The organism is Rothia sp. HMSC071F11 (assembly GCF_001809115.1).
GTDB classification, from domain to species: Bacteria; Actinomycetota; Actinomycetes; order Actinomycetales; family Micrococcaceae; genus Rothia; species Rothia dentocariosa.
The window spans coordinates 78833-79655 of record NZ_KV795754.1 but is presented as its reverse complement, the minus strand read 5'-3'; the positions used below and the strand labels follow the sequence as shown (position 1 = coordinate 79655).

The following is an 823-nucleotide window of genomic DNA, read 5'->3' as shown; positions in this document are numbered from 1 at the left end:
CATCGGCCTGTTTTGCCGCGAGCTGGGCGGGGTATGGGGTTTCGATGTTGGTGCAGGAGCGGCAAAGACTCTCACGGTAATAGGCGCATTCCATAGCCCCACTATTCTACCCTGTGGATGCGCGGGCACGGGTAACCCGCCGGGTGGCGCTGCCGCTATGCTGTTCTCCCCTGCCCCATCGCAGGCAAGGCGGCGGAAGGCTACGGTTTCTTTGCCTTCTTCTGCTGGCCCGTCTTAAGCACCGACCTGTACGACCGTGCCGAGAGCACAGATGCTTCCGATAAAACGGATAACACGCTCATGAAGCTCAGGCACGAGGCAATGGACAGCGAGGAAAAGGCCGAGCCGATAGACCCAAATGAGAAAACCGAGCCGATCGAAAACGCCGAATTTACGGAGCCAATGCTGCACACCGAGTTCACCGACCCGATGCTCAGAAATGAATTCCGCGAGCCGATGCTCTTTGCGTTTTGGTCGGAACGGGCGGGGGTATCGGGGGCGTTGTTTTCGGAAGATCTGGAGGTGGTGTTAGGCATCATAAATCCAGCATACCGCGCGGCTCGCCCATCCCGAACGAATCACGGCGCACGTTGCGAGCAATCATGCATACGCGCGAGCAGGTAGTATTGTGCCGAAAAGGTAGGATTTTCCTACCTGCTCGGACCAAAAACCACCTGCTCGCGGCTCTGAAAAGCATAGACAAAAGCTCTCCGGGGCGAGCTCCGTATCCGGCATTGTGCCGGTCAGGAACCCACCCCGGAGAGCTTCAACATACTCCCTCAGTCGGGAAACGTTACATCATGCCGCCCATCGGGTCAGCAGC

Annotated in this window: 2 protein-coding genes; both read left to right on the top strand. The window is 58.1% G+C overall.

Annotated elements, in window-relative coordinates:
- A partial coding sequence (locus HMPREF2554_RS11665; RefSeq protein ID WP_210396020.1) for a hypothetical protein occupies positions 1 to 238 on the top strand: 238 nt, incomplete at its 5' end.
- 62 nt (positions 239 to 300) lie between these two features.
- Positions 301 to 624, top strand: coding sequence for a hypothetical protein (locus tag HMPREF2554_RS04515; RefSeq protein WP_070554199.1), 324 nt, complete (start codon positions 301 to 303; stop codon positions 622 to 624).
- Positions 625 to 823 lie beyond the last annotated feature (199 nt).

What these genes read in the sequence shown, in the direction of transcription:
- HMPREF2554_RS04515 (WP_070554199.1), top strand. Translation starts at nt 301, where the DNA reads ATGAAGCTCAGGCACGAGGCAATGGACAGCGAGGAAAAGGCCGAGCCG.